Consider the following 26,561-nt stretch of genomic DNA (forward strand, 5'->3'; position numbering starts at 1 on the left):
CGATGGATTTCAGCTTCACCGAAGAACAGTCGATGCTGCGCGACACGGTCGCGGCGTACCTGGCGGACCACTACGACTTCGACAAGCGTCGGGCCGCGGTCTCCAAGGAGCCGGGCTGGCGGCCTGATGTCTGGAAGGCCTTCGCCGAGGAGCTGGGCATCCTGGGCGCGCCGTTCTCGGAAGAGCTGGGCGGCCTGGGCGGCGGCCATTATCGGCGGCAGCGGCACCTCAAACTGAAGCAGCAAACTATCCCCCGGCGATAGCCGAGCCGTCAGACGATCCACATCTGCGACGCTCACCTGGCCGTTGGCACCGGGGATGACCACAATGGTGTTGCGGCCTGTGTCATCCACTGCGATCGCCGCCACCCCGGTCGATACCCCAGGTGCCATGGCCACCCCACTGGTCTCTACCCCCACGGCCTGTAACCCCTGAATCAGCTGAGTACCAAAATCATCCTGGCCGACCCGGCCCACCATCGCCGTATCGGCCCCCAAACGGGCGGCGGCGACGGCCTGGTTGGCCCCCTTGCCACCGGGCAGCGTGGCAAACTGGGTGCCCAAAATGGTTTCCCCTGGCTGGGGCAGGCGGGGAGTGCGGCACACCAGATCCATATTCAAACTGCCTAAGACGTAGAGGGTGTGCGGCATGGCAAATCTACTCAGCCCGTTGGTTAATGCCGATTAAAACAGCTCACTTTCTTCCTCATCGGGCTGGCCATAGGGCGACGGCGGGCGATCGCTGCTCCAGGCCCACCACGGCGTTTCGCATTCGCCACAGTGGTAAAACTCCTGCCACTTGCGGCGGTGATCAATGCCATAAACCGGCGATCGCCGGTTGATCCACACTGCTTTGGCCTGGCGGCTTTCGGCCCCGCACTGGGGACAGCAAAACTCGGTGGCGTGGCTAGCAGCCTCGGCCCAGCTGGGAGGAAAAGGTGAAAAAGCTTCCATAGCTCCATTATGGGCCAGAGGCACCGTCACAACCTGGCCCCGCCAAAAGTTTTACCCCCCTCCTACCCTTCCCCCCAATTAGTTAAGTTCTAGAAAAGCACGACTCACGGGCAGCGTTCTTCGGCATAATTCGGTGGCAGGCTTTTAGGTCACAGGGAGAATGAGCACGCGATGGCACTGCGTTTAATTTCGCTGCTGGGTATGTTTGGGCTTTGCTTGATTGCCTGGCTGGGTTCTGAAGATCGGCGGCAGGTGCCGTGGAAAGTTATTCAGTGGGGCATTGGCATTCAGCTGGTGGTGGGCATGCTGGTTTTTCTGCTGCCGTTTACCCGAGAACTGGTGGTATGGCTTAGCTCCATTCTCAACGCCCTGATTGATGCCTCCGACGCTGGGGCGCGGTTTTTATTTGGCCCCATCTTTGTGCCCGACCCCAACCAATCCGTTGGCCCTGCCGGGGCCGGTCGCTGGATTGCCCGCGCCCTAACCCAACCCTTTACGCCTGTGCCGGGCGATCGCCTCGGGGCTGCCAACCTCGATTTGGGCTATGTTTTTGCCTTTCGCTCGTTGCCCCAGGTGGTGTTCTTTGCCGCTATTTTTTCGCTGCTGTATAACCTGGGAGTAATTCAGCCAGTGGTGCGGGTGTTTGCCCGTTTCTTTCGCTGGGCGATGAATATCAGCGGGGCCGAGGCCCTGGCCGGGGGGGCGAATATTTTTGTCGGCATTGAGTCGGCGATCGCCATCAAGCCCTTTCTAGAGCGCATGACCCGCAGCGAACTGTGCGCCATTCTAGCCTCCTGCTTTGGCTCCATTGCCTCCACCGTGTTGGGCATCTACGCTGTGCCCCTGCGGCCCACGTTCCCCGCCATTGCCGGGCACCTGATGTCGGCCTCGGTGCTGACCATTCCCGCCGCATTTGTGCTGGCCAAGATTTTGGTACCCGAACAGGGCACCCCCGAAACCCTCGGCAAAGTGCCTGAGATAGACATTGCCGAAGACGATCGCCAAAGCCCCATGGATAGCCTGATTTTGGGGGCTCTTGACGGGGTCAAAATGGCCGTGGGCATCGCCGCCGCGCTGATCGCCATTCTGGGGTTGATTGCCCTGCTCAATCTGGTCTTTGCCCGCCTGGCGAGCCTATCGACCAGTGATATTGGCCTGCTGAGCGCCATCGGTCAGATATTTAGCATCATCACCCTGCAAAACATTATGGGGGCACTGTTTTTGCCCCTCACTTTTTTGACCGGGGTTTCCCTCGACTGGAACGAGCTATGGCTGTCGTCGCAATTGATCGGGCGACGGTTTCTGGAGACGGCGATTCCGCCCTATATTGCCCTGGCCAATGCCAGTGCAGAGGGCACCCTGAGCGATCGCGCCCTGGTAATCGTCAGCTATACGCTCTGCGGTTTCGCCCACTTGCCCTCGGTGGGTATCTTTGTCGGGGGGCTGGCGGGCATTGTGCCCTCGCGGCGCAAAGATATTAGCGATATCGCCTGGAAAGCTCTCTGGGCGGGCACCCTCGCTACCCTGATGACCGGCTGTGTCGCGGGGATCTTTTTCTACGAGGGCGCAGCAGTACTGGGGCGCTAAGAGAACGTTAGCAACCGAGTTATTTTGCCAACAGCCCTAATCAATTGACAGCCCTTCGAGCTGAGACAGCAGCGGATTTTTTTCCACCCACACCGACACCGACCCGCCACGGCAGCGGAACTCGGCCCAGCCGTACTCATTGGTATAAATCGGCCCCTGGATATGGGGTTGAGCCGCCCCCCAGCGTTGCCGATGTACCAGCTGAGGGTGCCGAAGTCGTAGGTCCAGTATTCGCCGACGCAGAACAGATCGCGCCCGGTGTGGGCTTCGAGGTGGTCGAGCCACTCGTTAAAGAAGTCGCCGTTGATGTGTTGGATGGCGTCAAGGCGAAAGCCATCGGCCCCGATGGTGTCAAGCATCCACTCGCCCCAGTATTTCAGTGCCCATCACCAGGAAATTGCTTTGATGGGCACGCAAGCTTTGCCCATCCTACCTGGGTATTTTGTTTTCTCTCGAGGGCGCAGACCCTGCGCCTCTACCTGGGGGTATCTGCTTTCGCAGAAACTACCTAACGGCTGAAAAGAATGCCACCATCGTTATCGACGGCTAGTCTATGGTATTAACCCTTAAAATAGCCAGGGCGAGTGAAGGGAATCGAACCCTCGAATGGTGGGACCACAACCCACTGCCTTAACCACTTGGCTACACCCGCCATATTTGCGTTTCTCAATATAGCACCGATAATGGGCCGTTTGCCATGGCCACAGGAAGTTTCTAGGGGAGAAGTCGGATCAGAACCTAGGCATCCACCCGCCCCCGTTAATCAGCGCGATGTTCCCCTCTAACCAGATGTGACTATGCCCCTGCCTTTGGTTCTATCCATCTATTTTAATTTTGGGCCGGTGCCGTATTACGGTTAGATTGTCCTGCTGGCTGGAGCTTATGTCGGTTTCTATCATTATCCCCACCTGGAACGAAGCCGATTGTCTGGGGCGCACTCTGGGTCGGTTGCAGACCCTTAACCCGCCCCCCGATGAGGTGGTGATCGTCGATGGTGGTAGCGGCGATCGCACCCTGGCCATTGCTCACACCTATAGCGATCGCCTGCCGCTTACCATCCTTCAAGCGCCTGCCCCCAGTCGCTCGGTGCAAATGAATTTAGGAGCTACCGCAGCTAACGGCCAGGTATTGTGCTTTCTCCATGCCGACACGCTAGTGCCCGGTGACCTGGTAGGCGTTGTGCAGAGAACCTTGGCCCAGCAGACCGTTGCCTGTGGCGGATTTATCTCACTCATGACCGGGCCGCGATCGATTCGCTGGGGCATTTCGCTGCACAACACCCTCAAGACCTACTATGCGCCGCTGCTATTTCGCCCCTACTTATTTTTTGCCCACGGGCTGCGACTGCTGTTTGGCGATCAGGTGATGTTTTGTCGCCGGGCCGACTTTTTGGCCTGCGGTGGCTTTGACCCTACCCTGCCGATTATGGAAGAAGCTGACCTGTGCCTTAAGCTCTGCCGCCGGGGTCGCATTCGTCAAATTAACCGCGTGGTGCAATCGTCTGACCGTCGAGTCGCGGCCTGGGGAGCGCTCAAGGCCAACATCATTTACCTGATGATTGGCTTTCTCTGGGGGATAGGGGTGCCTGCTGTCACCCTGAAGCGGTTTTACGAAGAGGTGCGATAGAGGGTGGGGGAATGTATCGGCGAGGGAATGGGTCGGTGCGCTATCAACTGGGCAATTGACCTGACCAAACCTTAAGCCAATGGCTGGTTTAGCCCCCAGTCGTAGGGCAGGTACTCGATCTTAGTTAGGGCTGACAGGGGTCTAGAAGGAGAGAGATAGGTGCCAATATAGTCGGGCACCGAGGGTGCCACCCGCAAAAAATCTTCGCCATACCACTTAAAAATTTTGCTGCAGTAGAGCACCCCAGCCTCGGCGTCGTAGCGTACTTTGTCGGGGTTGTGAATGAAGCGGTGGGCATCGGTTTCGAGCTGGGCTTCGACGATGTCGGGCCAGTAGGCCTCGTTGCGTAAAATGGGGCATCCCCCGGCAGCGCACACCAGGGCAAAGTGAATGCGGGACTCTTTGAACTGGGGACGCAGCGTGCCGTGCTCAATGCCGTTGAGGCTTAGGGTAGTGCCATTCAGCTCGTAGAGCGGGTGACTAAAAAACCGCCAAAACCCCAGCCAGTTTGGCAGCCCCAGCAGCTTGGGCAAAATCGAGTCGATGGGGTAGAGCCTGAGCACCTGCCGAATCGCCAGGGCATTGTACAGGTTGATCAGCAGGGCCAGGGATGCTTCTGGGGTGAGGCTATCGAGGCTGTGGGGCATAGTCGCGATCCAGGCGTCTAGCTCATTCACGGCCTCCTGCTGCCAGCGGCGATAGTCCACGCGTCCCTGGTCATCGACATAGGTCTGAAGCAGGGTATCCCAGGGGGTAAAATTCAGCATTGACGATCTCCTGCGCCTGGGCGCTGTGCGTATGTATGTCTCCAATGACAGCCCTGATTAACCCCATCCGGACAACCGCCTGGTGGGCCGTCAACCGCTGGATAGAGCAGACGTTTCCTGGCCTGCCCACCCTGACGACCCAACGTCTTGCCGATTGGTTAAGCCAGGGCCAAGAGCCTTTACCTATTTTGCTCGATGTGCGCCGAGACTATGAATTTGCGGTTAGCCATCTGCCCCAAGCCCACCTTACCCCCAACCTAGACGCAGCTCTGGCCCTAGGGATAGCCTGCCACCAACCAATTGTGGCCTACTGCTCGGTAGGCTATCGCTCGGGTCGGCTGGTGGGCCAGTTGCGGGAGGCGGGTTATACCCAGGTCTATAACCTGTCAGGGTCGGCGTTTCGCTGGGCCAACGAGGGGCGATCGCTGGTGAGTGACGGGCAACCTGTAGAGGCCGTGCACCCGTTTAACCCGCTCTGGGGGCTGTTACTGAAGCCGGGGCTAGGGCATCGGCTCGAGGAGTGACCCTCTCACTCGGCAGCATTGGCCAAAATTTGCTCCCACTGGGGCAGGTCCCCAGGGCGATCGATATCGGTGAGGGGCGACAGCAGCTCGACGCTGAGGCCCTGGTTGGCAGCGACGGTTAGGGTTTGGGTCAGCACCTGGTCGGTGCCCCAGTCAATGGCGTGAAATAGCGTTGGCTCTGGCCGACGCAGCCCGATCAGGTAGTAGCCACCGTCGGTAGCCGGGCCGAGCACGACATCGACTCGGTTGAGGGCGGCCAGAGCCTCGGCCAGATGCCCCTGGCCGAGGGCGGGGCAGTCGCTGCCAATGGCGATCGCACCGCAGTAGCCCTGGTCAAAGCTCTGCTGAAAAGCGGCCCTCAGGCGATCGCCCAGACTGCCTTCCGCCTGGGGATAGCAGGTAACCTCTTCTCCCAACCAGGCCTGCATTTGGCCCTGGGTACCGCCGGCAAAGTGCACCGTGATTGTCAGGGGCAGTATCTGGGCGGCGGCGGTCACTCGACTCAGCACATGCTCAGTCATGCGTTGCTGCAACGCCGCCGCCCCCTCGGGGCCGAGGTAGGGAATCAGCCGGGTTTTGGTGCGCCCCGGCTCGGGGTAGCGAGAAAACATCAATAGCCCGCAGGCTGGCGAGGACTGAGATCGATCGGGAGCCATGGCATGGGTGGCAAACTGTCTCTATCCTAAGGGGTCGCAGCCGTAGGGGCATCCTATGACCCGTGAGCCCATCACTCTCAAAAAAAATGGGCGCGGCTTTGGCCGCGCCCGCTGCATCAACTCCTCCACCCCAAGGAACCGAGAGGAGCCGGGTAGATGCATTACTGGTTGGGTAGGTTGCCGGGGCGTACCGTCACGGTTTGCTCACGACCATCGCGGCGGAGGGTAAGCGCCAGGTCTTGGCCCACCTGGGTGCCCTCTACCACCTGCTGCACAGAGCTGCTGTCTTTGACGGGCTGTCCGGCGATTGACACAATCACATCGCCCGAGCGCAGCCCGCCCCGCTGCGCTGGAGAGTTGGGCATGACCCGAGCAATCAGCACCCCTGCGTCATCGGCGACATCAAAGGGACGGTTGGGGTCGTTGTTGATGTTTTGCTTCATCTCAGGTGACAGGGTCACCATCTGAATGCCCAGATAGGCGTGCTCAACCCGTCCGGTTTCGATCAGCTGGGCGCTGATGCGCTGCACCGTGTTGATGGGGATAGCAAAGCCCAGACCCTGGGCCCCCTGGATAATGGCGGTGTTGACGCCAATCACTTCGCCATTGAGGTTGAGCAATGGCCCGCCCGAGTTACCGGGGTTGATGGCCGCATCGGTTTGAATAAAGTCAACCCGCTTGTCGGGCACACCCACCTCGCGGCTGGAGCGACCGGTGGCGCTAATGATGCCAGCCGTCACGGTGCTGTCGAGCCCGAGGGGGTTGCCAATGGCGATCGCCCACTCGCCGGGCTGAATCTGGTCGGAGTTGCTAATTGCTACCGTAGGCAGGTTGCTGGCCTCAATTTTGATCACCGCCACATCGGTGACTGAATCGGCCCCCATTACCCGGCCTGTAAAACTGCGGCCATCCTGGAGGGTGACATCGACCTGGTCGGCCCCCGCCACCACATGGGCGTTGGTAATAATCTGGCCATCGGCGGAGGTGATAAAGCCGGAGCCCACGCCGCGCTGCACCTGCTCACCCTGGGGAATCGGCACCCGATCGCCGAAGAACTGACGGAAGAATGGATCTTGGAACATGGGCGGCAGATTGCTCTGCACCGTGCGAGCCGCGTCGATGCGCACCACTGACGGCCCCACCTGGCTGACAATATCGGCAATGATGTTGGGGCCTGATACCGAGGGCGCGATCGCCACGCGGTTATCGAGTTCGTTGGCATCGAGGTCGTTGGGCTGGATGTTCTGCGACTGGACTTCGTGATCGGGAGTCTCGTTGTCGCCAAGGCCCCAAAGACCATTGTCCCAAAAGACATCGGTGGCGGTAGGGCTAGCGTTTTCAGGTTGCACCAGGGTGCTGAGGGTATGGCCCCCGGCAGTAGCGATACCCGCACCTAGTAGTACCAGGGCAAATGATTTGGCCGCGGGGCGAATGCCGCGCCTAGAACCATCCTTCTCCATTGCTGTTACCTCGTTAAGCTCTCGCATGATGTTTCTACCATAGATTCATGGTATGGCAGGGCCATGGCAAGGCCGTGGCGGTGCTGTGACACTTTGCCCCCCTTTAGGGTGACAGTTGAGAGACAACACGATTGCTCAGGTGGTAGCCAGACTCGGCCAGTATAGGTTGGCAGATGATAGACCACCGCAGCCCCCCTGCTTCCTCTGCTCTCCTACGCCAGCACTTCCTGAACTTACGCCAAGCGACTCCCCTAATACTGGATGCGATCGTTGTCTTTGTCTTTTTCGGGGGCGGCATGCTTAGCTACAAAATCGATAATTTTGCCCGCCACGTCGATGCCAGTGGCTTTTTCAATACCCTCTAGCCCCGGTGACGAGTTGACCTCCATCACCACCGGGCCGTGGCTAGAGCGCAGTAGGTCGACCCCGGCTACCCGCAGCCCCATAGCCTTGGCAGCACGAACGGCAGTGCTGCGCTCTTGGGGGGTGAGGCGCACCTTAGTTGCCGAACCACCCCGGTGCAGGTTTGAGCGAAATTCTCCAGGAGCACCCTGGCGCTTCATGGCAGCGACCACCTTGTCGCCTATCACAAAGCAGCGCAGATCCATGCCGCCCGCCTCTTTGATAAACTCCTGCACCAAAATATTGGCATCGAGCCCGCGAAAGGCCTCAATCACCGACTTGGCCGCCTGTTGGGTCTCGGCCAGCACCACACCAATCCCCTGGGTACCTTCCAGCAGCTTAATCACCAGGGGCGCACCGCCGACAATGTCTACCAACCCATCAATGTCTTTGGTGGAGTGGGCGAAGCCGGTTACCGGCAGACCGATGCCCCGGCGGGCCATGATCTGGAGCGATCGCAGTTTGTCGCGCGATCGCGAGATCGCCATCGAAGAATTGGCCGTAAACACCCCCATAATTTCAAACTGGCGCACCACCGCCGTGCCATAGAACGTATTCGACGCCCCAATGCGAGGGATCACGGCCTCGATATCGACAATGGGCTGGCCCTGGTACATCACCTTAGGCTGATGGGAGGTGATATTCATGTAGCAGCGCAGGTGGTCAATCACCTGTATGTCGTGGCCACGTTCTTCCCCGGCAGTCTTGAGCCGCTGGGTCGAGTAGAGCGTAGCATCCCTAGATAAGATTGCGATTTTCATGGTGCCTTAGGCGTAATCCTTGCCGGTAGAGCTTAGCGGTCGTCGGGGGTTAGAGCAGACTGGCCGAACCCAGGGGGCTGACTGGACAAGGGGTGCAGGAAAGATCGCCCAGGGTCAACCAGGTAACGATGGCGCACGGCCTGACGCCCCAGCAGCATCCGAAAGCCCATCTGGTCGCGGTTGGTTAAGGTCAGCTCAATCACCCAGACGGCTTCGCCGACCTGTACCGGCGTTTCAATCACGGGCCGTAGTTCTGACTGCCCCCCCGAGTTGCGCACAACCCGGTCTTCGAGCAGAGCCGCCTCTGCAGTGACCACATCATCGTCATTCCGCTGAATAGGGTGAGCCTGAAACCGCACCATAGGTTTGCCGTCGTGCTCAAACCGCTCCACATTGAACGCATGGAGAGCCGAAGACCGGGCTCCAGTATCAATTTTGGCTTTTGTGGCGTCAACGCCGAGGGCCGGTAAAGCGACCCATTCTCGCCAACCAATGATCGCGGTCGGTACAGCGCCAGAACTCATACTACCTCTCAGAGCATAACAGGACGGGACGCGATTTCACTCTAGGGAGTAGGGGAAGGAGTTGGCAGATTCTCTCGTCCGTCATCCATGTTCTCGGCGGGTTCTGCGTCTAGCCCACGGTCTAAATCTTCAGCGGTGAAGGTATTCACCAAGCCTAGGGAGTACGGATCGCCCCCGAGGGCCGCAGCAAACGCAGCACTCAGCATTGGCGCAAACCGCTGATCATTTTCTAGGGTGAGCTTAAAGTAGGCTAGCCCCAACACCTGCATATAGCTCCACACCAGCTCGGGGCTGGGGCCAATAATCTCTGGCGGAATGGGCACCGGCTGAACGCCTGTTGCCACATCTCCGATGGCCGCAAAGTGAGTGCCTGGGGTAATCAGCAGCAGGTAGCGCTGGGGCACCGTCAGCCAGGTAAAGGGCTGAATTTGCTCCGGGAAGGCTGGCGCGACCGTGTCAGCCGTACCGGCCACCACCAGGATCGGCACGGCCAGCTGGCCATAGCCAGGTTCACCAAACAAAACGCTGCCAATTGGATTGATGACAAAGATCGAATCTACCCGGTCATCGCTGAGGCGATCGCCAGGGTCGCCCAGGTCTGCGGCCTGACATTGTAATAACAGCGATGGGTTAAAGGATAGGGTGCTGGGGGGGCAGGCCGCAGCCAAACCGTCGATGTCGAAGGTAGCTCCGGCTAGGGCCAGCGCCGTGTAACCGCCAAAGGATTGGCCCGTTATCCCTACTCGATCTAAATTTAGCTGCCCCTGGATAGGTGAGCGGTTGTTGTTGAGACTGCTCAGGGTATTCAGGGTGAGCGACACATCCGCCGGTCGACGCAGAAATTCTTCGTCTTGCACGATGGCATTTGACTGCCCTCTCAGCAGTGCCAAGAGCTGTTGGTCATTGCTGCCGGCATGTTCCAGGGTGACCGCCGCAATGCCAGCACTGGCCAGATATTCGGCCAGGTAGGCGAAGCTGTTGCGAGTGCCGCCGAGGCCGTGGGAAATCACCACCAGCGGAAAGCCGCCAGAGGGAGCCCGTTGCCCCGATCGCACCTCAGGCAAATAGAGCTGTACCGGTCGGGGCAGACCCGGCACCACCACCTGAATGCTGTCGATGCCATACTGGCGCTCGCTCTGCACCAGCTGCAGCAGGGCGGCAGTATCAACGGGGTTAGCCTCGGCTTCGGCGGCGGCGATCGCTCGCACCTGGTTAAAGGCGGCCTCTGATTGCAAAATAGCTTGGTTCAGCTCCTGGGCAATGACTAAGCCCTCGCCCAGGTCAATGTGCATGGTTAACGTGGGATAGGTCTTGAGCACATTGAGCAGGGTCAAGCTGCCCTCAGGATCAGCCGCCGCTAAGATCAAGGCCCCTCGCAATGCCTGCATGTTAGCCTCGCCCACAGGGGTCTGCACAACTCGGCCAATCTGCTCAAGCAGCAGCACCCCCTGCTCAGTGTAGAGAAACTGCGCCACCGCCACCGGGCTTAGATCGACCGGAGTGCTCAGCACCTGACGGATCTGCCCGAGCTGCTCCCCAGATAGCCCCAGCTGCTGGCTGTAGATTTTTAGCTGGGGGGTCAGTTCGCCAGTGGTGGTAAACCGCTCTAGGTCGGTGATGGCTATGGCCCGTTGCAAAATGCCAAAGGAAACTATCAGCTCTTCGGCCGCGTAGCCGGGCGCAGCCGAGGCCATCGCCCCCAGTAGCCCAATCATCAAAGCAACCCCGCGCCGCAGCCAGGGCCGGGCGGTTTGCTTACCAAAGCACAGGCGGGCGAGACCGCTAAACGTCATAACCATAGGTGAAGCCTTACTGGGGGGTGGCTACGGGATGGTCTAGGACGTGGTCGATTAACCCTTCACAGGCATCCTGGAGGAGGTCGATGACGTAGGCAAAGCCCTCAGGGCCACCGTAGTAGGGGTCGGGCACTTCCTGGTCGGGGTGGCGGCGGCAAAAATCGCACATCAGCCGTACCTTGTCGCGATGTTGCCCCCTGGAGTCAAGGGCGAGAATGTCGCGATAGTTCTGCCGATCCATCGCCAAAACATAGTCGAAACGGTCGAGGTCGATGGCCTCGAACTGCCGGGCTCGACCCACTAGCTCAATACCCTGAGCCCTGGCAGCCTGGGCCATACGGCGGTCGGGAGCACTGCCCACATGATAGCTAGCAGTGCCCGCTGAATCGCACACCATCCGATCGCCCAGCTGCCGCTGCTGAATCAGATGGTTCATGATGTTTTCGGCCGAGGGCGAACGACAGATGTTGCCCAGGCAGACAAATAACAGGTGAGTGGTGGTCATGGAATGCTGCCTAGAGGCCAGGCAGGTTGAGACCGCCGGTGAGCACTTCCATGCGATCGCGCATGGTAGCGGTCGACTTTTCGTAGGCGTCGGTCATGGCGGCCGCCACCAGATCAGACAGCACCTCGGCCCCTTCGTTGAGGGCTTCAGGGGCAATGGTGACCCCCTTGGGTTCCTGGTTGCCACTCATGGTTACCTTCACCAGGCCGCCGCCCGCCTCACCTTCAATCTCCATTTGCTCCAGTTCTTCTTGTAGCTGCTTGGCCCCTTCTTGAATCTGCTGGGCTTTTTTGAAGGCTTCGGTGAGCTCCTTCATTTTGCCTAACCCAAACCCAAACCCTTGACCTTGTGACATGGAGTATCTCTCGAACGTACAGCGCGCTGGCGGCGTCAAGCGGGTGCCGCTGATCAGCTATACGATTCTAGCGCCCAGCGGCAAGTTGAGATTAATTGAGCTTCAGTTAAGTAGGGTTATCTACCCTTGGCCCGGGTTAACCTAAACACTACGCTTTTTAATATAGATAACTTCGGCTTGCCTGGCGGCTGTGCGAGGTTGCTCACGGGAGGTCTAGCGTAAGCCATGGGATTTTTTGACTCAGACATCGTTCAACAAGAGGCTATGCAGCTGTTTCAGGACTATCAGTCGCTGATGCAACTGGGGGGTAGCTATGGCAAGTTTGACCGTGAGGGCAAGAAGATGTACATTGCCCAGATGGAAGCCATGATGGAGCGCTATCACATTTTTATGAAGCGGTTTGAGCTCTCCGAAGACTTTATGGCCAAGATGACCGTCGAGCAGCTTAAAACCCAGCTGGACCAGTTTGGCATGACCCCCGACATGATGTTTCAGCAGATGCAGCAGACCCTAGAGCGCATGAAGGCTGAAATTGAGAGCTAGGCAACACCAGGCTGTTTTGGGTCACCGCCTGCATTGTGTGTCACCCTAATCAGGCCGTGAGCTATGGTGAGAATGCCTTTTTTCTGAAGTCTTCTCAAACGCGCGATCGCATGCCAAATTTAGCCCCTGCCCAGGCTGAGGCCCAGCAATACCGTCAGCGCCTTGATGGGCTCTTACTCTACGGCGCGGTCTTTCAAACCGCTGTGGGAAACGTCTTTGTAGCCTTGTTAAACGCTTTATCTCAGGGCGATGGGGTCGCCAGCCTGCGCGCCTACGCTGCCTGGTTTCGGGCGCTGGCATCCACTGGCGAAAGCTGGGGGGGACATCTCCTGCGACAGATCGCCTACGCCGAAAATCCGTTTACGCTTCGGAGTCAGCAGGGTGAACTCTCGACCCTCCCCACCGCGCTGGTGCAGGCAGCCCGCTACGATTTAACCCAGCTCCAGGCAATGTATCAACTCGGCGGCGACCAAGTCGCCCAGTGGGTGCAGGCGGTGGCCCAGCTGCCAACCTCGCCCGTAGTTTGGGCCATAGACGACGAGCAACTACGGCTACCCCTACCGACCGAGACTCCCTGGAGCGATGCGCTGGAAGATCTGGCCGCACACTATCGCCGCTATGGGTCGGGCCTGTTTGCCCAGTACCAGGCATTCACCTGGTACCATGACCAACTCCAGGGCATTGCCATCCCCGACCCCATTCGCCTAGCTGACCTCACCGCCTACGACTACCCCCGGCAGCAGCTGGTGCAAAACACCCTGGCCCTGCTGAAGGGTTACCCAGCGCTAAATGTGTTGCTCTACGGCAGTCGCGGGGCGGGCAAGTCGTCGCTGGTGAAGGCGCTGGTCAATGAGTATGCGCCCCAGGGGCTGCGCCTGGTGGAGGTGGCCAAGGCCGAGCTTCAGGCGCTGCCCCAGATTGTGAGTCAGCTGCGATCGCGTCCCCAGCGGTTCATTATCTTTGTCGATGACCTGTCGTTTGAAGAGGATGACGACACGTTTAAAGCCCTCAAGGTAGTGCTGGAGGGGGGCACCACCGCTCGCCCCGCCAATGTCGTGGTCTACGCCACCTCAAATCGGCGTCACCTGGTGCGCGAATACTTTAGCGATCGCCCCAGCGACCAGGATGAGGTGCAATCGTGGGACACAATGCAGGAAAAGCTTTCCTTTAGCGATCGCTTTGGCCTGACCCTCACCTTTGAGCCGGCTGACCAGCCCACCTACCTCGCCATTGTTAAGCACCTGGCCCACCAGGCCAAGATTGCCCTCCCCGAGAATGACCTCAGCGCCCGTGCCCTCCAGTGGGCGACTCGCCACAACGGGCGATCGGGCCGCAGCGCCCGCCAGTTTATCGACTGGCTGAGGGCCGATCTGGCGTTGTCGGCAGGGGCACTACCGGGAACCGACGGCTAATGGAATGCCCGCTCTGCCCGCTTATGTTTGGCTTTTGGTACTAGCCCTGGCCAGTACCGGAGCAGATTGCAAAAGGGTTTGGGTATAGGGATGCTGAGGCGACTCAAACAGGGTTTGGGTAGGGGCCAACTCAACGATTTTGCCCGCCTGCATCACCGCGATGCGATCGCACATAAACCGCGCCACCCAGAGGTCGTGGGTGATAAATAGGTAAGTGAGGTCAAACTCCTGTTTGAGCGCCACCATCAGCTCTAGCACCTGGGTCTGCACCGTGGCATCGAGCATGCTCACCGGCTCGTCGCAGATCACCAGCTTGGGTTTGGTGATCAGGGCCCGGGCAATAGCCACCCGCTGCTGCTGCCCCCCCGATAGATCTCCCGGAAAGCGATGGAAATAATCTGCGGTGGGGATCAGGCTGACCCGAGCCAGCATGTCGTGGGCCTGCTGTTCGGCTTCAGCTACCGTAGCCAACCTGTGGATCAGCAGTGGGTCGGCGATGCTTTTGCCCACGGTCATCATCGGGTTGAGGCAGGCAAGGGGGTCTTGAAACACCATTTGCAGCTGTCGCCGCTGCTGCCGCAGGGCCTCTCGCGGCAGGGTAGTCAGGTCAATACCGTCAAACTCGACCTGGCCTGCGGTGGGCTTTACCAGTTGGAGAAGGGTACGCGATAGGGTGCTCTTACCGCAGCCGCTTTCGCCCACCAGCCCCACCACCTCGCCGGGGAAAATCTCTAACGAAACGCCGTCTACAGCCTTGATCACCTTCGACGCTTGGCCACCGAACAGCCGCGCCAGGGGATTGCTCTCCAGGGTGTAGTGCTGTTCGACATCCCGCAGTCGCAGTAGGGGCTCGGTGGGCGTGGCTGTATAGAGCAGCCCCTCGGCCTGCTGGAGTTGCAAAGCCGACTGTACCAGCGATCGCGTGTAGTCGTCCTGGGGGTTTTGCAAGACTGTGGTGGCAGCCCCTGCTTCCACCACTCGGCCCTGGTACATGACGGCCACGCGATCGCAGTACTCTGCCACCAGCGACAGATCGTGGGAAATCAAGATCAGGGCGGTACCCAGCTGATCGCACAGGCGCGTCAGCTCATCGAGGATCTGAGCTGACACTGTGACATCTAGGCTGGTGGTGGGCTCATCGGCCACAATCAGCTGGGGTTCTAGGATCATCGCCAGGGCGATCGCCACTCGCTGGCGCATGCCGCCGCTAAACTCGTGGGGATATTGACCAAAGCGGCTGGCCGGAATGTTGACCTTTGCCAGCACGGCGATCGCCTGCGCCTTAGCCGCCCGCGCCGAGATCTCAGGGCGGTGGGCCCGCAGGGTCTCCACGCAGTGGTCGCCAATGGTCATCAGCGGGTTGAGCCGCGTCATCGGGTCTTGAAACACCAGCGCCACCGCTTCGCCCCGAAACTGTCGCAGTCGTCGGGGACTAAAGTCGAGCACCGACTCCCCGTTAAACCACACTCGCCCCTGTAAATCCGTAGATTTGGGCAGCAGCCGCAGCGCCGCCCGCCCTAGAGTGCTCTTACCACAGCCCGACTCACCGACCAGGCCCAGTTTTTCGCCAGGTGAAATGGACAGAGACACCCGATCTACGGCTCGCTGCGCCTGGTCGGCATAGGCAACGGTAAAACTTTCGAGGGTAAAGAGAGCGTCGGCCATGGGGGAGGGGGGAGATATCACTGGTCAACTCGCCGCATTAAATATGCGACGCCAAAGTCACCATTGGGGTGCTGCTCTAGCAAGTCGGCCAGCTCAAAAATTCGCTGGGCAATCTCTGGCCCCAGCTTATCAATGGTGGCCAGTCGCTCCCGCTCACTGTGCTCTAGCTCGCGCACCTGGGCCTGCCAGTCAGCCCCAAAAATATAGTCGATGTGGGTATGTAGCTCTAGCTGATGCAGCACCTCCCACTCACCAGCATCGCACCAAATACCGCCGCAGTTGGGGCAGCGCTCTACATAGAATGATCCCGCCCTGAGGTTGATGCGTCCGCGCACCAGGTAGCTGCGGCAGTCGGGGCAGAGGGCAGCTCGGTTGTCGAGGGCAGCCGGCTTGAATGCAGTATCCAGGGTCAGCGGCAGCACTGACACCCGGATCGGCGCATCGGGATCGACCTGCGATCGCTGCCAGGTGACATAGTGCTCCGGCGGAATCCATGCTCCCCCACAGCTCGGGCAGGCATTAGTCACCAGCCCTGGTTCTAGCTGACTGTCCTGGAGATCGATATCTCCTTCCTTCGGGCACTGATACAAGGCACCTACCCCCACCGTGTTGACGGGCTCCCTAGCCCAACAAATCTCTCATTATTAAACCACTCAGGTTGAAACCCTTGGCAGAATAGAAACCTGATTTTTACGGGATGAGAGCTTAATCGGGATCAAATTGTAGACAGACGCCCCACCTGGACCACTGGCGTGACCATGGATAGTCTGTGCCAAAACAATATCGTTTTGACGGTGATGCTCTCCTCACCCTGGGTGTATCCCACTTTTGCAAGTTTGTGCCCCTCATCCCCCAGCCCCTTCAATTAGGCTGTTCTACAGCCTAATTATTCCTCAGAGATGGCCGATTTTATGGCCGTGTCTAAGACGTCGCAAAAACCTAGCAGTTGCGCTAACTTTTCGCCGAGCTGCTGCTGCCGCCGTTGAGCGGTAATCGGCTGACGAGCCGCCTGCAAAAAGGCTACATCCATGGCCAACAGCCGCAGGGTACGGTTCATTTCGGTCAGGGCGGGCTGGCCCAGAGGGTAGGCGTCACCCAAGGGCAAAACCTGATGCTGAAAGTGCTGCTGGGTCGCCAAAAACTGCGCTTGAAGCTGGGCAGCATTCGGATTAGCCATCTGCACCAGGCGATCTAGAGCCTGTAGATGCGATCGCAGGATGTCTAGGGCATTCTTCATCGATCTTCCACCGCCTGGGACGCTGACCTTAGCAGCTGAGCTCCGTTTTACGTCAGCTAGAGATAAATTACCAAGTTCCCTCTTCAGATAACAAATGTTAATGTTAATACACAACTATCCCTTAGCCCTGGGCCAGCATTAATTATTTATTGCGACCTCGGCCCAGAAGGCGGTTTTATCCAAAGTTATGGTGTAGGTTGTTTTTATCTCAGGGCAGCGCTTTATTGCAGTTTCACCGCATGCCTTCTTTAGTAGAACATTTGTACGATTTCTGCTAGAAAATTTTATTATTTTTGCGCCATAGCCCTGCAGACGCTGTTTGTTTTGTCAGGGTAGTTTTTCTTTATATTTATGAGGGTCATTAAATCCAAGTCTTCACCAGACCCTGCGCCATGTTCATATTCAGATTTTCTCCTCCAGCGATTGCCCGAACCCACCCCCTCTCCTGATAGGTCACTGACATCCTATGACTGCAACAGTTCATCCCCCCATTCCCGATGACTGCACCCTGCCTGGCTGGCTCAAGACCTGTGTGCTGAGCCACCACGACGACAGTCAAGATGATCTGGCCCAAGACCCCAGCGATAAATCTAATAATCTGCTGGTCTGTCAGGCCTTTGAGTTTGCCTACACCCTGCATAAAGGGCAGTACCGCGCCTCCGGTGAGCCCTACATTTGTCACCCCATTGCCGTAGCCGGGCTGCTGCGCGATCTGGGCGGCGATAGCGCCATGATTGCCTCTGGCTTTTTGCACGATATTGTCGAAGACACTGACATTACCCCTGAAGAACTGGAAGCTCATTTTGGCGAAGAAGTGCGGCAGCTGGTAGAAGGGGTAACTAAGCTCTCAAAGTTTAACTTTGAGAGTAAAACCGAGCGCCAGGCCGAAAACTTTCGCCGCATGTTCTTGGCCATGGCCCAGGATATTCGCGTGATTGTGGTAAAGCTGGCCGATCGCCTCCACAACATGCGCACCCTCCAGCACCTCAGCGACGAGAAACGTCGCCGCATTGCCCGCGAGACCATGGAGATCTTTGCTCCCCTGGCCAACCGCCTGGGGATCGGGCGGTTTAAGTGGGAGCTAGAAGATCTCTCCTTTAAGTATCTAGAGCCCGACGCCTACCGGCAGATGCAGCGGCACATCACCGAAAAGCGAGCCGATCGCGAGGCGCGGCTGGTGCAGGTGGCTGAAACCCTGCGCGATCGCATGCACCAGGCCGATATTCAGGTGGTCGATGTCAGCAGTCGCCCCAAGCACCTCTACAGCATTTACCGCAAAATGGAGCGACAGCAAAAAGATTTCTCTGAAATCTACGATATCGCTGCCATTCGCCTGATTGTTGGCAACAACGAAGCGTGCTATCGCGCCCTGGCCATTGTCCACGATGCCTTTCGCCCAGTGCCAGGTCGCTTCAAAGACTACATTGGCTTACCCAAGCCCAACCGCTATCAGTCGCTACACACGGTAGTCATCGGCCCCAAGGGCAAGCCCATTGAGGTGCAAATTCGCACCCTGGAAATGCACCACATCGCTGAGTACGGCATCGCCGCCCACTGGAAATACAAGGAAACCGGCGCTTCCACCAATACCCGCATCAACGCCGACGACGAAAAGTTTACCTGGCTGCGGCAGCTGCTGGAGTGGCAAAATGACCTCAAAGATGCCAAAGAATTCCTCGAAAACGTCAAAGGCAATCTGTTTGACGAAGATGTCTATGTGTTTACCCCCGATGGGGATGTGGTGCCCCTCAGTGGGGGGGCGACGCCCGTAGACTTTGCCTATCGCATCCACACCGAGGTGGGTAATCACTGCGCTGGTGCCAGGATTAACGGTCGCATCGTTACCATCGACACACCGCTAGAAAACGGTGACATCGTGGAGATCCTCACCCAAAAGAACAGCCACCCCAACCTCGACTGGCTCAATTTTGTCGTCACCCCCAGCGCCCGTAACCGCATTCGCCAGTGGTATAAGCGATCGCACCGCGACGAAAACATCGCCCGAGGCCGCGACATGCTCGAAAAAGAGCTGGGCCGCAGCGGCTTTGATGCCCTACTCAAGTCTGAACCGGCCCAGATGGCCGCCGAGCGCTGCAATTATCAGAGCGTCGATGACTTCTTGGCCGGGCTGGGCTACGGCGAAGTCACCCTCAACCTGTTTGTCAACCGCCTGCGGGAGGCCGTCAAGACCACACAACCCCTGGAGACCGTTTCGCCCAAGGCTTCCCTACAAGACTCTGACCAGTTTTTAGCCGGAGCCCTGACCAGCTCCCCCCGCGCTCGACAGACCCCTTCCAAAGACCCGATTTTGGGCATTGAAGGGTTGTTGCACCACATTGCTGGCTGCTGTACGCCCCTGCCCGGCGAGCCGATTATCGGCAGCGTTTCATTGGGCAGTCGGGGCATTGCTATCCACCGTCAGGGATGTTCCAATCTGGCCGATATTCCGGGCGATCGCATCATTCCGGTCAGCTGGAACAGCGGCGACCAAAACACGACCCGCCAGACCTACCCGGTAGAGGTGCGCATTGAGGTGATCGATCGCGTCGGCGTGCTCAAAGACATTCTCTCCCACCTGTCTGACCTGCAAATTAACGTCCACAAGGCCCAGGTCAAAACCTTCCCCGGCCAAACCGCTGAGATTGACCTGGGGCTCGATGTCAAAGACCATGCTCACCTAGAGCAGACCTTTGGGCAGATACGCAAGATGAGCGACGTGCTTCAAATCCGCCGCATGGGTCAGGGGGGGTAGTAGACTACGGCGTAAGTTTAGTGACTATGACCCACTAGGGGCAACTGAGCTAGCATTCCCTCACCCATGCCCAGGAGCGGCGTGGGATAATGGGCCTTGGCCCCAGCAGCAACAGCACCATGGTTCAGGTAAAGCCTGCGAAAATTAAGCGCGTTGGCGTCATTGGCGGTGGCCAGCTGGCCTGGATGATGGGGCCAGCAGCCCAGGTTTTGGGCATCGATTTGATTGTGCAAACGCTCCATACCAGTGACCCGGCAGTGGCGATCGCCCACTCTGCTGTTATCGCTCCCGTTGCCGACGTCACCGCCACGACGACTCTAGCTGCCCAGTGCGACGTCATCACCTTTGAAAACGAGTTTATCGATTGCGCAGGGTTACAGCCCCTGGCAGACCAGGGCACTCGCTTCCGTCCCAGCCTGGATGTCTTGAGTCTGGTGCTCGACAAACGCCACCAGCGAGAGTTTTTTGAACAGATTGGCCTACCCAACCCCCGCTACGACTTTTTAGAGGGCCACGAAAGCGAGGCCGACCTGATGACCAAGGCCAAGCGCATCGGTTTCCCTCTGGTGATGAAAACCCGCCGCTTGGGCTACGACGGCTACGGGACTGCGATCGTTCAAACCACCTCGCAGCTCAGCGTCATCTGGGATCGGTTTAACCATGCGCCAGTTTTGCTCGAGGAGTTTGTGCCCTTCAAGCAGGAATTAGCCATGATGGTGGCTCGCGCCGCTGGGGGGGCGATCGCAATCTACCCCACCGTAGAAACCCAGCAGGTTGACCAGATCTGTCGGCGCGTCATCGCCCCGGCCCGGGTCACCCCCGTCGTCGCCACCGCCATGGCAGAAATCGCCCGTACCCTAGTCACCCAGTTGGAATTGGTCGGCATCATGGGCATTGAGTGCTTTCTCACTCCAGATGATCGGGTGCTGATCAACGAAATCGCCCCCCGCACCCACAACTCGGGCCACTATAGCCTCGATACCTGCATCACGTCGCAGTTTGAGCAGCAGTTGCGGGCGGTGAGCGATCGCCCCCTGGGCCCGACCGACCTCACCTGCCCCCAGGCCGTCATGGTTAACCTGTTGGGGCTAGATGAACCCGAAGCCAGTCACTATCAAAAGCTTCAGACCCTGAGGCAGCGGCCCCAGGCCAATCTCTACTGGTATAACAAGGGCATTCGCCCCGGCCGCAAGCTGGGCCACATTACCCAATGTCTGGGGGCTGGGGAAGACCCGGAGATGGCTGCCGATGCAATTGAGGCCATCTGGTATGGCTAACCCCACTGTCTCAGGGGTGGGAGAGCTAAATCCGAAAAGCAGCACCTGGCTCAGCTCGGTGCTCAGCTCGGTAAAAATTGGATCGGAAGTGACGAAGGTAATCTAACCTGAGTTCGGGTTCAGCCGATGGCGGGAGGGCGAAGTCAAAATTGAGTGAAGGCGTCTTGGGCTGATGGCAGTAGGCAATCCAGCCACAGATATGGAGGTGATGTCTCTCTGACTCGCTCAATCGGACAATGTATTGATTCTGCATAACGCACCGCCTCGCTTGCTCTAAGCTCCCCCATCTCGACCCTCGTGCCAATCCTAATTCTTAGTCTTGACGCTGCACTAGAGCGACTCAGGTTCTTTGCCCGAGACCACCGGGGCGATCGCGCTCAGCTTCAGCTCCGGATGGTCGGCCTCGATCTGCTGGCAGTTCCACTCGTTGCGAAACAGCAGCACCGGGCGATCCCAGCTGTCTTTGACGGTGACGGTGTTAAACAGCCGCCCCGCTTTTTCCAGGGCATCCCAACCGCCATCGACCCAACGGGCCACGGAGTAGGGCAGGGCTTCTAGGCGAGTCTCCACACCGTACTCGTTTTGTAGACGGTACTGCACTACCTCTAGCTGCAGCTGCCCCACCGCCGCCAAAATCGGGTCGCGCTTCGACTCGTCGGCAGAAAACATGATCTGCACCGCCCCCTCTTCGCGCAGTTCCGACACACCCTTCTGGAACTGCTTATACTTGGAGGGGTTGGGGTTCTTGAGGTAGGCAAAGATCTCAGGCGAGAAACAGGGAATGCCGTCGTACTCCAGCCGTTTGCCCTGGTAAATGGTGTCGCCGATCGCAAACACCCCCGGATTGTTCAGGCCGATCACATCGCCGGGGTAGGCTTCTTCTAGCGATTCGCGGCCCTGGCCAAACAGCTTTTGGGGGTGCGACAGTCGCACCGACTTGCCGCTGCGGGCGTGGCTGACCACCATGTCTTTTTCAAACTTGCCAGAGCAGACCCGCACAAAGGCGATGCGATCGCGGTGTTTGGGGTCCATATTCGCCTGGAGCTTAAACACAAACCCCGAAAAGTCTTCGTTGGTGGGGGAGATGTCGCCCAGGGTGCTACTGCGCGGCGCAGGCTTAAGGGCGTAGTCTAAAAAGGCATCCAGAAACAGCTGCACGCCAAAGTTGGTCATGGCGCTGCCGAAGAAAACCGGGGTCTGCTGCCCAGCGTGGACGGCCTCCAGATCTAGCGCTGGCCCCAGCTCTTCGATCACCTCCAGCTCTTCTTTGAACTGGTAGTAGAGGTCCTGGTCGAGCAGGTCTTCGATTTTTGGATCGCCCAGGTCGATGACGGTATCTTTGGCGGCGCGTTTGCCGTGGGTGCTGCGCTCAAACAGGTGGATCTGCCGGTGACGGCGATCGAATACGCCCTTGAAGCGATCGCCCATGCCGATGGGCCAGTTCACCGCGTAGGTCTCTAACCCCAGCCGCTGCTCAATCTCATCCAGCAGCTCCAGGGGTTCCCGCGCCGGACGATCCATCTTGTTGAAGAAGGTGAAGATGGGCAGCGCTCTTAAGCGACAGACCTCAAACAGCTTCAGCGTCTGGGGCTCTAGACCCTTAGCCGCGTCCTCCAGCATGACTGCGTTATCGGCAGCAGCCAGGGTGCGGTAGGTGTCTTCGCTAAAGTCTTGGTGGCCCGGTGTATCGAGCAAATTGATCGTGTAGCCGCCGTAGGCAAACTGCAACACCGTGGAGGTAATTGAAATCCCTCGCTGTTGTTCCAGCTCCATCCAGTCTGACGTGGCGCTGCGCTGGGCCCGCTTGGCCTTAACCGCGCCCGCCTCTTGAATCGCACCCCCGTATAGCAGCAGTTTCTCGGTGAGCGTCGTTTTACCCGCATCGGGGTGAGAAATGATGGCAAAATTGCGCCGCTGTTCCACCGCATCGGCAATGGTGGCAGAGGTTGTGGGGGCAATAGCGGCGGCGTCAGTCATGTATCACAGATGCTCGTAAAGTTGGCACTTCTTTCTATTGTAGAGGGTGGCTCCAGCGAAATGAAACTGGTCTGCCGGGTGCTGGTAGGGCGAACGCAGCTTAAATTTTGCAGCTATGGGCTGAGTCGGTAGGGTAATGGGGATGTCTCGATATTTCACCCCCCCTGATGCAACCCACGCCCAAGATCAGCATTGCCAACCAGGGATTAAGGCACTACCGATTTAAGCAGTAGGCCAGGGTATTGAGGCTGTTATCGTCGGCAAATTTGCCCAGCCAGGCTACTCGGGCATCTGCCTCCTCACTGGTGGCCAAAAAGTCATTGATGGTGTTGATCCATTGGGAGTCGTTGCTGGGCAGGGCCAGACTGTAGTACTCACAGGTGAGGGGTAATTCGGGCACTAGGGTCAGGTTTTGGGAGGGCAGGCCCAGCTGGGTGACTTCGGCCCGGGTGAGAAGATCGTCGCCTAGAAACGCGGCAATCTGGCCGCTGCTGACGGCGGCGATCGCATCGGCACGGCCCGTGGGGCCCTCAAACCGAGTGATGGTAGCGGCCGGGTAGCGCTCCTGCAAAAAGCTCTCGTTGGTTGAGTTGGCCAGTACTCCGACAGTCACCCCTGCGAGGGATAGGGCGGGGTTAACGTTGGGTGCGTTGTCTAAGGTTGTCAAGAAATGGCTGCCGGTAGCAAAGATCAGATCCGAAAATTCGATCCCCTCCACATCGGTACGAACGCTGTTGGGGCCGCACTCGAGATAGACCTGGCCATCGCGAACTAGATCGTAGCGATCGCCCAGGGTTGAGGGCAACTCCACCAGCTCTACCGTAACGGTGCCCTGCGTTTTGTCTTGCAGATAGTCTTGCAGGGCCACGGCCAGGGCCGGGCAATAGCCCGTCCAGCCGACGGTGTCATCGATGTAGCCAAAGGGCGGGGCGTCGCGACGCATGGCGATGCGCAGTTCGCCGGTACGGGCGATCGCCGCCAGCACTGACTGATCGCGAGGCGGTACCGGGGTGGCGGGCGGTGGCACCAGCGCCACGGGCGGGGTGCCGGGGTAGGCGGCGTTGACCTGGGCCTCGCTGAGGCTGGTGATCAGATCAAACACCATTGGCTGCCCGGCGCTGATCGCCTTGGCGTAGGCGGCACTGAGGTAGGGCAGATACTGCTCTTGCCCCCGCAGGTGGGCGCCTAAAAACGCCGTAGTCATCCCTTTGTAGTACCGAGAGCCGACATCGCGGTGCTCGCCCATTAGGAATGAGGGCACGTCACCGGCCCCTTCCCCAGCGGGCTTAGAGGAAAAGTGGGTACCGGTTTGCAGCAGAGCCAGGTAGCGGGGCTCGGCGTTAAGCCAGATGAATGGCGCAAACTGCTCGGTCACCACCGGCGAGGTGATATCGGCACTGCCGGTAACCATCAGCATCGGCACGTCGATCTGGCCAATGCCCTCGGGGCCGTAGAGGGCAGAGCCCATGTTGTGGGCCGCAATCACAGCCGTAATCCGAGGGTCGCTCAGATCAAAGCTCTTGGGGGGCAAAAATCGGGCCCGACATTCTAGGTAAAGGGCAAAGTTGAGGGTAAAGGTGTCGCCATCGCAGGCCGCCGCCAGATTCGCCTGGTTGAGTTCGGCCCCCGCCAGCGCCATCACCGTGGAGCTGCCCAGGGAGTCGCCAATGGCCGCAATGCGGCTGAGGTCGAGGCGGGCGGCCCAGTCGGGCGAGCTGGCCACCAGCTGCTCTAGCTCATCGATTAAAAACGAAATTTCCTGGGGGCGATTGATAAACTCAATCGGGCTGAGCAGCGTATTCAGCCGCCCCCCCAAATACGCCTCCCGATAGCTCAGGTCGCTGCCCACGTGGTCGGGGGCGAGCACCACATAGCCGTGGGAAGCCAAATGTTGATTGAGAAAGACAAAGTCTTCTTTGACCGCCCCAAAGCCGTGGGAGACGATCACGATGGGAGCCGGGCCTGCGGTGTTTTGAGGCAGGTAAACATCCACATCGAAGTCGTAGTTGACCGTCAGCCCCTGGCCGGTCTGGCGCAGGGCCGGATTCGTCACCGTCACGGTAGTTTGCTCAACGGCATAGGGGCCGAGCTCTGACAGGTCAGGCAGGGCCAGGTCTAGCCCGCTCTGCCCCGCCGCCTCGGCTGTCGCCTGGTCGCGAATGGCCTGCACCGCCGCCCGGTTGTAGCTCAGGTAAATCGACAGTTCGCGCTGCAAGTCGAGCAGCCCCCTGACATTGATGCTGATCGAGTCAGCGGGAAACTCGCGCATGACGTCGATCAGCGTCCACCCCTCGGGGCCAGCCTTGGCCGCCGCATTGATCACCGCCGCCCGCAGCGCGTAAAAGCCGTTTTCTCCATGGGTCGATTGCACAATTTTGCCGACGTTGGCGATCGCATCGCGGCCCAGGGGAGAGTAGCTCAGATTGCTGACGGTGACCACGTCGAGGGGGAACCGTTTCTGCAGCATTGGCTGTAACCCCGCCAGGGCCTCATCATTCAAAAAGCGGGCAAACAGCTTAAAGTCGCCCGTGACTTCGCCCGTTTCGGCAAAAGTCTCTAGGGAATCTACCGACAGGGTAAAGACCAGCGGCCCAATCGCTCGAATGGTAAATTCATCAGCACCGGAGACTGCCGGAGGCTGCCCTAGGATGGCCTCTAGGGCCAGACCTGTTAGCCCTAGAGTAGCCGCCAAGGTGCCCGTCAGCAGATGCTTAAATAGAGACATAGGGGGATTTGCTTTCCAAAACTAGACCTAGAATACGCCCCAGCCCAGACATTCTTCAAGCAATCGAGAACCGCTATAAAAAAGAGCACTTTTTGAATAGTCGAGATATCTAAATCTGGAATAGGATAGCGAGCCCTATAAAATCGAGATAATTATCTTATCGATAGATTTTCTGCACTACAAGTTGAGTCCTCACAAGAGCATCGGTACAGTATGGCTAAAAACCCAATTTCTTTGTCACTGCCCTAACGGCATGACTGACATTCTGGCCGAGGAACCGGGTTTCTGTACCGGCGTTCTAGGGGATTAGCTGTCTATGCCCTCAATGACAAGATCGGCTATGTTAGCTACGAACTAGATCTGCTGTAAAGGCAGAGATCTCGATCTCATTTATGGAGGAGTACTATGAAACCCTTTCTTCACAGCGCGATCGCAACTATCGGCCTCCTGGCTGCTCTGCATGTCGGCGTCTCGACCAGGCCCGCCCTGGCTCAAACTAGCCCCGTCGCCCCCGACGACCCCACGGCCCAACAATGCCAGTCAGCCATTACCGCTGAGATCAACACCGGGCATGCCAATGTGGAGCGGGTCATCTACGACAGCAGCACCACCCTGTCTTCGTTTATTTCCAACGCTGAGGTGGGCATTGATGGACAAGGGCAGTTTCTCCGAACCAATGCCTGGCAAGATTTTGACTACACCTGCATAGCTAATATTCGTGAGGGCACCCTCACCGTGTCGAGCTATACCCTCACCACCACCGGAGTGGTAGCCCCGACTGAGCCCAGCCGGGCCGAGGTCTGTGCGGCTGTTGCCGCCATGCCAGATGCTGACGACACCGATGCAATGCTAGGCCTGCTCGAAACCGATCGCGCGCAGATCATTGGCGACCTGGAAGCCACGTCGTCGAATATGCAGCAGTACAATGCCGAAGGCTATGGTTGGCAAAACATCATCGATAGCTCCGGTGCCCTGCCCCCCCAACCTGGGGCTTGGCTAATTGGGGCCTTGAGAATGGCCTGCGAATCGTAATTGCTCAATCCCTCAATTTTTTACT

Annotated in this window: 23 protein-coding genes, 1 tRNA gene and 2 pseudogenes; 9 read left to right on the plus strand and 17 right to left on the minus strand. The window is 58.6% G+C overall.

What is annotated here, in order from left to right; all coding sequences use genetic code 11:
• Nucleotides 1-2: 2 nt before the first annotated feature.
• A pseudogene (locus tag IQ254_RS33620) lies at nt 3-206 on the plus strand (acyl-CoA dehydrogenase family protein); the annotation flags it as partial.
• Between the two features lie 102 nt (nt 207-308).
• Here IQ254_RS33620 and IQ254_RS33625 read toward each other — a convergent pair.
• Together IQ254_RS33625 and IQ254_RS12945 are read right to left on the minus strand one after the other, a co-directional pair.
• Nucleotides 309-650, minus strand: a pseudogene (locus tag IQ254_RS33625) (PfkB family carbohydrate kinase); the annotation flags it as partial.
• Between the two features lie 33 nt (nt 651-683).
• A complete protein-coding gene (locus IQ254_RS12945; RefSeq protein WP_193966573.1) occupies nt 684-953 on the minus strand; it encodes a hypothetical protein in 270 nt (89 codons plus the stop codon).
• Nucleotides 954-1,124: 171 nt separating this feature from the next.
• On the opposite strand from IQ254_RS12945, the gene IQ254_RS12950 reads away from it, so the two are divergent.
• Entirely contained in the window at nt 1,125-2,540 is a 1,416-nt protein-coding gene (locus IQ254_RS12950; protein ID WP_193966574.1) for a NupC/NupG family nucleoside CNT transporter, read from the plus strand.
• Here IQ254_RS12950 and IQ254_RS12955 read toward each other — a convergent pair.
• Nucleotides 2,537-2,899, minus strand: coding sequence for an alpha-amylase family glycosyl hydrolase (locus IQ254_RS12955; protein WP_193966575.1), 363 nt, complete (start codon nt 2,897-2,899; stop codon nt 2,537-2,539). The two genes, IQ254_RS12950 and IQ254_RS12955, sit on opposite strands and share 4 nt — an antisense overlap.
• A gap of 220 nt (nt 2,900-3,119) precedes the next feature.
• Nucleotides 3,120-3,192: transfer RNA gene (locus tag IQ254_RS12960), tRNA-His, on the minus strand.
• 230 nt (nt 3,193-3,422) lie between these two features.
• On the opposite strand from IQ254_RS12960, the gene IQ254_RS12965 reads away from it, so the two are divergent.
• The gene (locus tag IQ254_RS12965; protein ID WP_193966576.1) at nt 3,423-4,166 is read left to right on the plus strand and encodes a TIGR04283 family arsenosugar biosynthesis glycosyltransferase; all 744 of its coding nucleotides are present in this window, start codon (nt 3,423-3,425) and stop codon (nt 4,164-4,166) included.
• Between the two features lie 71 nt (nt 4,167-4,237).
• On the opposite strand, the gene IQ254_RS12970 is transcribed toward IQ254_RS12965, so the two are convergent.
• Nucleotides 4,238-4,933 carry a DUF547 domain-containing protein gene (locus tag IQ254_RS12970; protein ID WP_193966577.1) on the minus strand — a complete coding sequence of 232 codons (696 nt, stop codon included), beginning with the start codon at nt 4,931-4,933 and terminating at the stop codon, nt 4,238-4,240.
• A 44-nt stretch (nt 4,934-4,977) separates the two neighbouring features.
• Here IQ254_RS12970 and IQ254_RS12975 point away from each other — a divergent pair, with 44 nt between their 5' ends.
• On the plus strand, nt 4,978-5,457 hold the full coding sequence (locus IQ254_RS12975; protein ID WP_193966578.1) for a rhodanese-like domain-containing protein: 480 nt from the start codon (nt 4,978-4,980) through the stop codon (nt 5,455-5,457).
• 5 nt (nt 5,458-5,462) lie between these two features.
• Here the strand turns inward: IQ254_RS12975 and IQ254_RS12980 are convergent, their stop codons facing one another.
• The 7 genes from IQ254_RS12980 to IQ254_RS13010 form a co-directional block, all read right to left on the minus strand.
• Nucleotides 5,463-6,113 carry a TIGR04282 family arsenosugar biosynthesis glycosyltransferase gene (locus IQ254_RS12980; protein ID WP_193966579.1) on the minus strand — a complete coding sequence of 217 codons (651 nt, stop codon included), beginning with the start codon at nt 6,111-6,113 and terminating at the stop codon, nt 5,463-5,465.
• Nucleotides 6,114-6,274: 161 nt separating this feature from the next.
• Entirely contained in the window at nt 6,275-7,600 is a 1,326-nt protein-coding gene (locus tag IQ254_RS12985; RefSeq protein WP_228040633.1) for an HhoA/HhoB/HtrA family serine endopeptidase, read from the minus strand.
• 224 nt (nt 7,601-7,824) lie between these two features.
• The gene (gene rimK / locus IQ254_RS12990) at nt 7,825-8,736 is read right to left on the minus strand and encodes a 30S ribosomal protein S6--L-glutamate ligase (protein WP_193966580.1); all 912 of its coding nucleotides are present in this window, start codon (nt 8,734-8,736) and stop codon (nt 7,825-7,827) included.
• Between the two features lie 32 nt (nt 8,737-8,768).
• Entirely contained in the window at nt 8,769-9,260 is a 492-nt protein-coding gene (locus IQ254_RS12995; RefSeq protein WP_193966581.1) for an ATP-dependent zinc protease, read from the minus strand.
• Nucleotides 9,261-9,301: 41 nt separating this feature from the next.
• Nucleotides 9,302-11,059 (minus strand): alpha/beta hydrolase, encoded by a 1,758-nt coding sequence (locus IQ254_RS13000; protein WP_193966582.1) that lies wholly within the window; start codon nt 11,057-11,059, stop codon nt 9,302-9,304.
• A gap of 10 nt (nt 11,060-11,069) precedes the next feature.
• The gene (locus IQ254_RS13005; RefSeq protein WP_193966583.1) at nt 11,070-11,561 is read right to left on the minus strand and encodes a low molecular weight protein-tyrosine-phosphatase; all 492 of its coding nucleotides are present in this window, start codon (nt 11,559-11,561) and stop codon (nt 11,070-11,072) included.
• A 10-nt stretch (nt 11,562-11,571) separates the two neighbouring features.
• Entirely contained in the window at nt 11,572-11,916 is a 345-nt protein-coding gene (locus tag IQ254_RS13010) for a YbaB/EbfC family nucleoid-associated protein (RefSeq protein ID WP_193966584.1), read from the minus strand.
• A gap of 225 nt (nt 11,917-12,141) precedes the next feature.
• On the opposite strand from IQ254_RS13010, the gene IQ254_RS13015 reads away from it, so the two are divergent.
• On the plus strand, nt 12,142-12,459 hold the full coding sequence (locus IQ254_RS13015) for a DUF1825 family protein (RefSeq protein WP_193966585.1): 318 nt from the start codon (nt 12,142-12,144) through the stop codon (nt 12,457-12,459).
• 110 nt (nt 12,460-12,569) lie between these two features.
• Nucleotides 12,570-13,871: an ATP-binding protein gene (locus IQ254_RS13020; protein WP_193966600.1), complete on the plus strand. Its 1,302-nt coding sequence runs from the start codon at nt 12,570-12,572 to the stop codon at nt 13,869-13,871.
• Between the two features lie 21 nt (nt 13,872-13,892).
• On the opposite strand, the gene IQ254_RS13025 is transcribed toward IQ254_RS13020, so the two are convergent.
• The 3 genes from IQ254_RS13025 to patD form a co-directional block, all read right to left on the minus strand.
• A complete protein-coding gene (locus tag IQ254_RS13025; protein WP_193966586.1) occupies nt 13,893-15,536 on the minus strand; it encodes an ABC transporter ATP-binding protein in 1,644 nt (547 codons plus the stop codon).
• A 17-nt stretch (nt 15,537-15,553) separates the two neighbouring features.
• Nucleotides 15,554-16,141: a zf-TFIIB domain-containing protein gene (locus IQ254_RS13030; RefSeq protein WP_313887446.1), complete on the minus strand. Its 588-nt coding sequence runs from the start codon at nt 16,139-16,141 to the stop codon at nt 15,554-15,556.
• 281 nt (nt 16,142-16,422) lie between these two features.
• Nucleotides 16,423-16,773 (minus strand): heterocyst frequency control protein PatD, encoded by a 351-nt coding sequence (gene patD, locus IQ254_RS13035; protein WP_193966587.1) that lies wholly within the window; start codon nt 16,771-16,773, stop codon nt 16,423-16,425.
• Between the two features lie 466 nt (nt 16,774-17,239).
• On the opposite strand from patD, the gene IQ254_RS13040 reads away from it, so the two are divergent.
• Together IQ254_RS13040 and IQ254_RS13045 are read left to right on the plus strand one after the other, a co-directional pair.
• A complete protein-coding gene (locus IQ254_RS13040) occupies nt 17,240-19,525 on the plus strand; it encodes a bifunctional (p)ppGpp synthetase/guanosine-3',5'-bis(diphosphate) 3'-pyrophosphohydrolase (protein WP_193966588.1) in 2,286 nt (761 codons plus the stop codon).
• 119 nt (nt 19,526-19,644) lie between these two features.
• Nucleotides 19,645-20,802 (plus strand): 5-(carboxyamino)imidazole ribonucleotide synthase, encoded by a 1,158-nt coding sequence (locus tag IQ254_RS13045; RefSeq protein WP_193966589.1) that lies wholly within the window; start codon nt 19,645-19,647, stop codon nt 20,800-20,802.
• Between the two features lie 330 nt (nt 20,803-21,132).
• Here IQ254_RS13045 and prfC read toward each other — a convergent pair whose 3' ends face one another.
• Together prfC and IQ254_RS13055 are read right to left on the minus strand one after the other, a co-directional pair.
• Nucleotides 21,133-22,779 carry a peptide chain release factor 3 gene (prfC, locus tag IQ254_RS13050; RefSeq protein ID WP_193966590.1) on the minus strand — a complete coding sequence of 549 codons (1,647 nt, stop codon included), beginning with the start codon at nt 22,777-22,779 and terminating at the stop codon, nt 21,133-21,135.
• 214 nt (nt 22,780-22,993) lie between these two features.
• A complete protein-coding gene (locus tag IQ254_RS13055) occupies nt 22,994-25,504 on the minus strand; it encodes an alpha/beta hydrolase (RefSeq protein WP_193966591.1) in 2,511 nt (836 codons plus the stop codon).
• A 405-nt stretch (nt 25,505-25,909) separates the two neighbouring features.
• Here IQ254_RS13055 and IQ254_RS13060 point away from each other — a divergent pair, with 405 nt between their 5' ends.
• Nucleotides 25,910-26,536 (plus strand): hypothetical protein, encoded by a 627-nt coding sequence (locus IQ254_RS13060; protein WP_193966592.1) that lies wholly within the window; start codon nt 25,910-25,912, stop codon nt 26,534-26,536.
• Nucleotides 26,537-26,561: the final 25 nt, after the last annotated feature.

The sequence above is a fragment of the Nodosilinea sp. LEGE 07088 genome, from assembly GCF_015207395.1.
GTDB lineage: Bacteria > Cyanobacteriota > Cyanobacteriia > Phormidesmidales > Phormidesmidaceae > Nodosilinea.